Raw genomic sequence first — 7,409 nt, 5'->3', positions numbered from 1 at the left:
TATTTAAATAAAAAAATAATATTTCATAAAGTTTTTAAACATTTTTCATTTATAGCTTTATGAATTGATGATTATTTGTTAAAATATATCTTGATTTATAAAAATAATAATATTAATATAATAATACTATTTTATAAATTTATTAATTCCAAGAGGTGGTTTAATGGCTATAAACGCACATTTACAATTAGATGAATTAGATCTTCAAATATTAGATTTATTAATAAAGGACTGTAGAACGCCATATTTAGAAATAGCTAGAATATGCCATGTAAGTGGTGGTACTATTCACGTTAGAATGAAAAAGATGGAGGATATGGGCATAATAAAAGGAACACGTATTATACTTAACCTTCCAAAGCTTGGTTATGATGTATGTTGCTTTGTTGGTATATATGTTGATAAAACTTCATCATTTGATTATGTTATTGATGAAATGCAAAAAATTACAGAAGTTGTTGAGTTACACTTAACTACTGGAAACTATTCAGTATTTGCAAAAGTAATATGCAAAAATATCGCTGATTTACAGGAAATATTAATGAATAAAATAAACACTATATCAGGTATTCAGAGAACTGATACATTTATATCTCTATCTCAACCAATAGATAGAAATATTACTTTATAAGCTTTGATGCATAATGCTTTCTTAAAATGTTAATACTATATTATGAAAAAATATTTTAAGGAAGTGTTTTTTTTATGAAATTTTTAGATACTATAGCATTATTATTAGTAATAATAGGAGCTATTAACTGGGGATTAATTGGATTTTTCCATTTTGATCTAGTTGCAACCCTATTTGGTGATATGTCTACTGTAAGTAGAATTGTTTATTCACTTGTAGGTATTGCTGGACTTTATGCAATTTCATTTTTTGCTAAAAGCAGATATGTAAATGATTAATTAATTCTCAAATTAAATAAGGAAGGTATATACCTTCCTTATTTAGTTTAAAAAATAAATTTGGAGGGATATATGAATATTAATAATATTTTTATAGTTTTTACTGCATACTCTTTTATAGGTTGGTGTGCTGAGGTTGCGTACCAGTATTGGACTCAGAAAAAATTTATTAATAGAGGTTTTCTTCATGGACCTTTCTGCCCTATTTATGGAGCATGTATTTTATTAGTTATGTACTTATTTGTATACTTATTAGACAAAGTTCATGTTAATCTATTTACTCTATTTATTATTTCAACAATCCTAATTTCTTTTATTGAATATATTACAAGCTATATATTAGAAAAATTATTTCATTTAAAATGGTGGGATTATACTGAAGATCCTCTAAATCTAAATGGAAGAATATGCTTACATTTTTCATTAGGTTGGGGCCTTGCTGCTATGATAGTATTTAAAATTATTCACCCTATAATAATGGATGTAATAAATTTAATACCATTAGAAACTAGTAGAGTTATCACAATATTTATTATCTCATATTTTGTTATTGATGGAGTAATTACACTAAAGAAATTAATTATTACTGATAGTAACAATCCATTTACTAAATATTTTAAAAAGATATAAGTAAAGGTTGAACTTTTTAAAGCTCAACCTTTTTATTTTATAATTTTTTTATTTCTTCAAATAGTTCTAATGCCGCTTCTCTCGGTCCATTCTTTTCATGCCCTTTAACCCCAAGACATGTTCTTAATTGTCCAACCTTAACATTTCCATTAAACATTGCAGCAAAATATTTATTTAATAATTTATCAGTCTCTTCTTGCTTTTGTGCTGGCCCAAATGGATTAGCAAAATATGATTCAACTAAACCTGTTTCTGATGTAGTTCCTTTTGCCATTCTAGCACCTGATCTAAATACTTTAATTGCATCTTTTGCATTATCAAAGTAGCTTAATGACTTACCGCCTTCTTCAACCTTATCATAATTATTAGCATAGTAGAATAAATCTACTTTATATCCTTTAATAATTGAATTATAAGGAGCAACTGGCATAACAAGTCTTGCATTTATCTTATCTGGATTCATAAATATACTTCTATCCATTTCTTTAAATGCATAACCTTGATCTAAATCATCTAATCTTACAAAGGCACCTATTTCCGTTCCATATCCATAGATCTCTCCATCTTTTAATTTGAATGTACCCATATCATCAAATATTATTGTCATATCTGATATATAATCTTCACTTAATGTTCTAAATGCTTCTAAACTTTCTGATTTACCTGCACCACTATCACCCATTATAGCTACATTTGCAGTCTTTCCGTCCTTCAATACTATATTAACCATCGCACCATGTATTGGAAGATTTCCTCTTTTTATCATAATTAGATTATGAAGTGTTAATGTCATCTTCTTCATATATCCAAAGTAATCTATTTCTTCTGAATGATTTACATATCCAAGCATTATATCATTCTTTTCATCATTATAGAAAACAGTCTTTAATTCATGATCACTGTCTTCATCTTTTGCCCCAAAGACATATATCATATCTGGTTTTCTTCCTCTGCACTCTTCCTTTCTAGCCATTTCAAAAAGGTTACATAAAGTTATTCCATGCTCCATAAAATCTCTATGGAAGTAAATGTACGCTAGAAGTTCCCCAACTTTAGCAGGATAACAGAACCAATGATCTTCATTTAACTTTGCATAATTTAATGGATTTTCATATGTTTCACTAAACATTCCTGTTCTTGTATTTCTCTTTGGATATGTTATAAATGGCGTTTCTAAAAGAATGCTGTCTATAAATGGTATATCTTCTAACATTTCATAACCCTTTGGCATTGGCCATAGTATCTTACTTATCATAATACAGGAATTACCACCAGCAGGTATCTGTCTAAATACCTTTGGCTGAACACCTAGTATATTCTTTTCAATTTTTCTGTAAAGACGTAATATAAGTTTTGATAATCCATCATTTGCTTCTGTAAAGCTTATTTGAGCTAATCCATTGTCAACTTTTCCACCATGAATTAAAGTATATCTTTCAAGTCTTCTCCAGAATAGATATAGTTCTTCAATTAATCTTATGAAATCTTCTTTATTCTCTAATAACTCTCTATATTTTTCATTAAATTCAACTATCTCTTCTACATTCATAACTGTTAAGAATTTAAATATTTTTGATAACTCACCTCTTAATAATATAACATCATTTATTTTTAGTGATTTTTCTAAATATCTAAAGCTTAATGAATTTTTACTTTTTGCAGTTCTTAAAAAAGAATCTAAAATTCTTCTAAAAGCTTCGCTTTCTAATAAAGATTCAAAAGTTGCACAATACTTAGCAGTGAAATTAATTATAACTTTATCATTACTCATTGAAAATTCTTTTTGCATAATCTTGCCCCCTCATGCAATTTTTACACTTGAAAAATTGCATTTTTTCTCTAATTCCATTAATTTATACACATTATATCACATCTTATGAAATTTTGGTAATAATTTTTTTTCATTTTTTCTTCAAATCTGCAAAAACACATATTATTTATAAGTTTTTAGATAGATTTTTCGTCTTTCCAAATTTTATATTTTCTCCGTACATAACAGTAAAAATCACTACCTAATATTCACGTATATATAATATGACTAAATATAAATCTAAGTGCTTATAAATTTATATTTAAACAAAAAAGAACTACTTAAAGTAGCTCTTTTTATTTTACCCAAATCATATTTTTTAAAACTTCATCATGAACTTTTTCAGTTAAACTTTTCTCATCTTCTTTAGATAAATCTTTAGTATATATAGGTTTACCAAATACTATAGTAACCTTTCCCTTAGTAAATTTTCTGTTATCTTCAAAGCATTTTGAAGTACCATCTATAGATACTGGAACTATTGGCGCTTGTGCCTTTACAGCAAGCTTCATACTTCCTTTTTTAAATTCATGAACTTTTCCATCTTTAGCTCTAGTTCCCTCTGGGAAAATTGCCATATTATAACCACTTTTTAAGTATTCAGCTCCTTTAACAATAACCTTTATAGCTGATCTTGGATTTTCTCTATCTAAAGCCACACAGTTCATATTTTTAACCCAAAAACCTAATATCGGTACCTTTAGCACTTCTTTTTTAGCTATAAAACCTATATCTCTTTTTGCTGATTCTCTAAGTACTGGTATATCTAATATACTCATGTGATTACCTATAAAAGCACAAGCCTCATCTGGTATATTTTCATAACCTTTAACTTCAATATCCATTCCAACCATATTTATTGTGAAATCACTCCACTTACCAAATACATCTTGTCCATATGCAAAAGCTGCTTTTTCCCCTTTAGTCTTATATATATATTTAAATTTAATTCCTTTTAATCTTACATAAATCATATATATACCATATTGAATCATCTTAAATATTTGCATCTTCTCACCTCTTGATAATATTCATTTGTATTATATTACTTTCTTAACTTCTCTTTATTATTATACAATATGATGATAAACTAATACAGTATATATTATCTAAGGAGGTTTTCTCGTGAAGAAAAATTTAAAATCTTTGCTTTGTATACTATTACTATTATTATCAACCTTTTTAATTGGATGTAATAGTGCTTCAAATACTAACAGCAAAAATAGCTCTAATGTATCTAATTCTGATATACTTGTTCATTATATAAATGTAGGACAAGGTGATTCAGAATTAATACAAGTAAACGGTAAAAACATGTTAATTGATGCTGGTCCACGAGCTAATGAAAAAGATATAATTTCATATTTAGATAAACTAAAAATCAAGAAATTAGATTATGTTATAGCAACTCATCCTCATGAAGACCATATAGGTAATATGGATGATATAATAAATAAATATGAAATAGGTAAGTTCTATGCCCCTAAGGTTGAAAATACCACTAAAACTTTTGAAAATATGGTTAAAGCTCTTAAAAAGAAAAACTTAAAGATTAATGTTATCAAAGAGGGTACTGATACAATTGATTTAGGAAAAAATACTAAAGTTTCAGTATATTCACCTAAAGCTGATGGATATGGTAAAAATACTAGTTTAAATGACTACTCACCTATTATAAAAGTTGAGTATGGTAATAATTCATTCCTATTTACAGGTGATGCTGAAAAGACTGAGGAAAATTACGTTCTAGAAAAAGGCTATAATCTTAAAGCTGATGTATTGAAGCTAGGTCATCATGGCTCATCAACTTCAACAACTGAACAATTTTTAAAGGCTGTCAATCCATCAATTGGTATTATATCTTGTGGTGTTGATAATACATATGGACATCCTCACAAAGAAACTTTAAAAAAGCTTAACAAATATAAAGTTAAAATTTATAGAACTGATAAAGATGGAGATATCGTTTTAGAAAGTAATGGTACAACTATATCTAAGAAATAAAAAAAGCACCTAAAAGTTAGCTATACTTTTAGGTGCTTTTTTTATCTCTAGATTTACTTTTTAAATTCTTATATTCTAAATTCACTTTATTATTTTTAATATTTGATTCTTTATTCTCTTCTATGGCTTCTATATTATCAACTTCATCTTCTAATATATCTACCTCTATTTTTTGATCTTCTTTTTCTACTTTATCTTCTTCATTTAATTTAGTTAAATTAATATATTTCTTCCAATTAGTATATATATAATATAAATTAACAACATCCTGCTCATTATAAAGTAATATCTTCTCTATCTTTTCTTTAGGCATTCTCTTTATATAATCGTTATCTTTCATTACCTTATGAAAAGTTTTAGCTAAATTAGAACCACTTATAACTTCTCCTTGTCTATCAATATCAAAAATCTTTTCTAGCTTTTTAAGACCTATAGATGTCTTCATATCCTTTTCATAAGCTTTTTGAATATCTATTGATATGAATTCTGTCTCAAAGTTATAAGATATATTATATTTATTGAATAAGTAATTTATTACTGTAAAGTCATTATTACCTGAAAATGTTGATATGGCCTTTTTACCATTTTCCTTCATGTCCTTAAAATATCTTAAAGCTAAATTTAAAATATCCTTACTCTCTCTTTTGTTTTCAATCATATATTGAGTTACATGAAGTATATTCTTTTCCTTATTATATATACACGCTCCAAAAACTCCTATACATTTTGGCTTCTTATATACATAATGCTCTAAATCAAAAAATATTATATCTTCTGGTAAAATTTTATGATCATTTTCTAAAAAATGATCTTCTTCTAAATTGCCTACAGGTATAATGTTCTCTTTTATAATCACAGTATCACTCTTTCTTATTCAAATTGGATATCCCCTACATTAAGATTATACGTTACATCTTTTCTTTCTACAATAATATTTATTCTTTCTGATAATTCTTTATCAGATATAATTTTTCTTAAAAGTTCTTTTGTAGGATTCATAGCATATGGATTACCAACTTTACCGAACATAGTATAGTCTCCCGCAGTATCTCCATAAGCATAACTATTTTCTAAATCTATATTATACTTTTCTTGTAATTCTTTTATAGCCTTCTCTTTACTTTCACTATCCCACATAGGAATTACATCTCCTGTATACTGCCCTTTTTCATCTGAAATATACTCTGCTCCTTTAAAATCATTAAAACCATGTTTAAGTGACATTTCCTTAACTAATTCTAAAGGTGAACCAGATACTGTAATTAAAATATGTCCTTGTTCCTTATGCCATTTTATTCTATCTCTTGTAAAAGTATATACTCTGTCACCTTTTTGTTCTATAACTCTCTTAGCTATAAATTCTATTTGATGCTTATCTAGGCCTTTAATTGCTTCCATATATATATCTATCATTTTTAATAGATATATATCATAGTCACCTTCTCTTTTATCCCACTTTTCAAAGTCTTTCCTTACATCATTGTACCATTTTTCTGGTTCAATTATTTCATATTTAATCATTTTTTTAAAAACTTCTGTAATTAAGCCCTCTCTATATAAAGTTCCGTCTATATCAAAAAAAGCCGCTATATTTTTTTCCATATTAATCCTCCTTTTTCTTTAGTAAATAACTATTCATTATATTATACCTATAAAATATTTTTTTGCAATATAATATAATATTATAACTGTAATATAATGTTACATTACAATTGTAGATAATTTTCCATTATTTTTTAAGTATATTATTTTTATATTAAACATTGACTTCTAAATTCATATAGTGATATTATAAATATATGATAATGATTTTCATTGCGAGGTGTTAAATAAATGGAACTAATAAAATTAAAACCCGGAGAACACGGAATTATAAGTAATATAGGTGGAGACAGCAAACTAGCTAAGAGATTATTAGCATTAGGTTGTATAGAAGGAACTGATGTAAGCTTAAAGGCAATTGCTCCTTTAGGAGATCCATTAATAATTAATTTTAGAGGCTTTGACTTAGCTATAAGAAAAAAAGATGCAAAAAATATTATTTTACTAACTTAGG

At 26.6% G+C, this 7,409-nt stretch carries 9 protein-coding genes; 5 read left to right on the top strand and 4 right to left on the bottom strand.

What is annotated here, in order from left to right; translation table 11 throughout:
* The first annotated feature begins 163 nt into the window (after positions 1 to 163).
* The 3 genes from JOC62_RS10435 (at position 164) to JOC62_RS10425 (ending at position 1,539) form a co-directional block, all read left to right on the top strand.
* Complete coding sequence (locus JOC62_RS10435) at positions 164 to 631, top strand: Lrp/AsnC ligand binding domain-containing protein (RefSeq protein WP_204595209.1); 468 nt, start codon at positions 164 to 166, stop codon at positions 629 to 631.
* A gap of 74 nt (positions 632 to 705) precedes the next feature.
* Positions 706 to 909, top strand: coding sequence for a DUF378 domain-containing protein (locus JOC62_RS10430; protein WP_204595208.1), 204 nt, complete (start codon positions 706 to 708; stop codon positions 907 to 909).
* Positions 910 to 981: 72 nt separating this feature from the next.
* Positions 982 to 1,539 carry a putative ABC transporter permease gene (locus JOC62_RS10425; protein WP_204595207.1) on the top strand — a complete coding sequence of 186 codons (558 nt, stop codon included), beginning with the start codon at positions 982 to 984 and terminating at the stop codon, positions 1,537 to 1,539.
* A 37-nt stretch (positions 1,540 to 1,576) separates the two neighbouring features.
* Here the strand turns inward: JOC62_RS10425 and JOC62_RS10420 are convergent, their stop codons facing one another.
* Complete coding sequence (locus JOC62_RS10420) at positions 1,577 to 3,328, bottom strand: phosphoenolpyruvate carboxykinase (ATP) (protein WP_204595206.1); 1,752 nt, start codon at positions 3,326 to 3,328, stop codon at positions 1,577 to 1,579.
* Positions 3,329 to 3,645: 317 nt separating this feature from the next.
* Entirely contained in the window at positions 3,646 to 4,359 is a 714-nt protein-coding gene (locus tag JOC62_RS10415; protein ID WP_204595205.1) for a lysophospholipid acyltransferase family protein, read from the bottom strand.
* A gap of 115 nt (positions 4,360 to 4,474) precedes the next feature.
* On the opposite strand from JOC62_RS10415, the gene JOC62_RS10410 reads away from it, so the two are divergent.
* The gene (locus JOC62_RS10410; protein WP_204595204.1) at positions 4,475 to 5,353 is read left to right on the top strand and encodes an MBL fold metallo-hydrolase; all 879 of its coding nucleotides are present in this window, start codon (positions 4,475 to 4,477) and stop codon (positions 5,351 to 5,353) included.
* A gap of 28 nt (positions 5,354 to 5,381) precedes the next feature.
* On the opposite strand, the gene JOC62_RS10405 is transcribed toward JOC62_RS10410, so the two are convergent.
* Together JOC62_RS10405 and JOC62_RS10400 are read right to left on the bottom strand one after the other, a co-directional pair.
* A complete protein-coding gene (locus JOC62_RS10405; protein WP_204595203.1) occupies positions 5,382 to 6,209 on the bottom strand; it encodes a ribonuclease H-like domain-containing protein in 828 nt (275 codons plus the stop codon).
* A gap of 14 nt (positions 6,210 to 6,223) precedes the next feature.
* The gene (locus JOC62_RS10400) at positions 6,224 to 6,955 is read right to left on the bottom strand and encodes an HAD-IB family hydrolase (RefSeq protein ID WP_204595202.1); all 732 of its coding nucleotides are present in this window, start codon (positions 6,953 to 6,955) and stop codon (positions 6,224 to 6,226) included.
* 231 nt (positions 6,956 to 7,186) lie between these two features.
* Between JOC62_RS10400 and JOC62_RS10395 the strand changes: the two genes are divergently transcribed.
* A complete protein-coding gene (locus JOC62_RS10395; RefSeq protein WP_204595201.1) occupies positions 7,187 to 7,408 on the top strand; it encodes a FeoA family protein in 222 nt (73 codons plus the stop codon).
* Position 7,409 lies beyond the last annotated feature (1 nt).

It is taken from the genome of Clostridium sardiniense, assembly GCF_016907995.1.
Lineage (GTDB): Bacteria > Bacillota > Clostridia > Clostridiales > Clostridiaceae > Clostridium > Clostridium sardiniense.
Note: the sequence above shows the minus strand (reverse complement) of the source record. Positions and strands in the feature narration are given on the sequence as shown.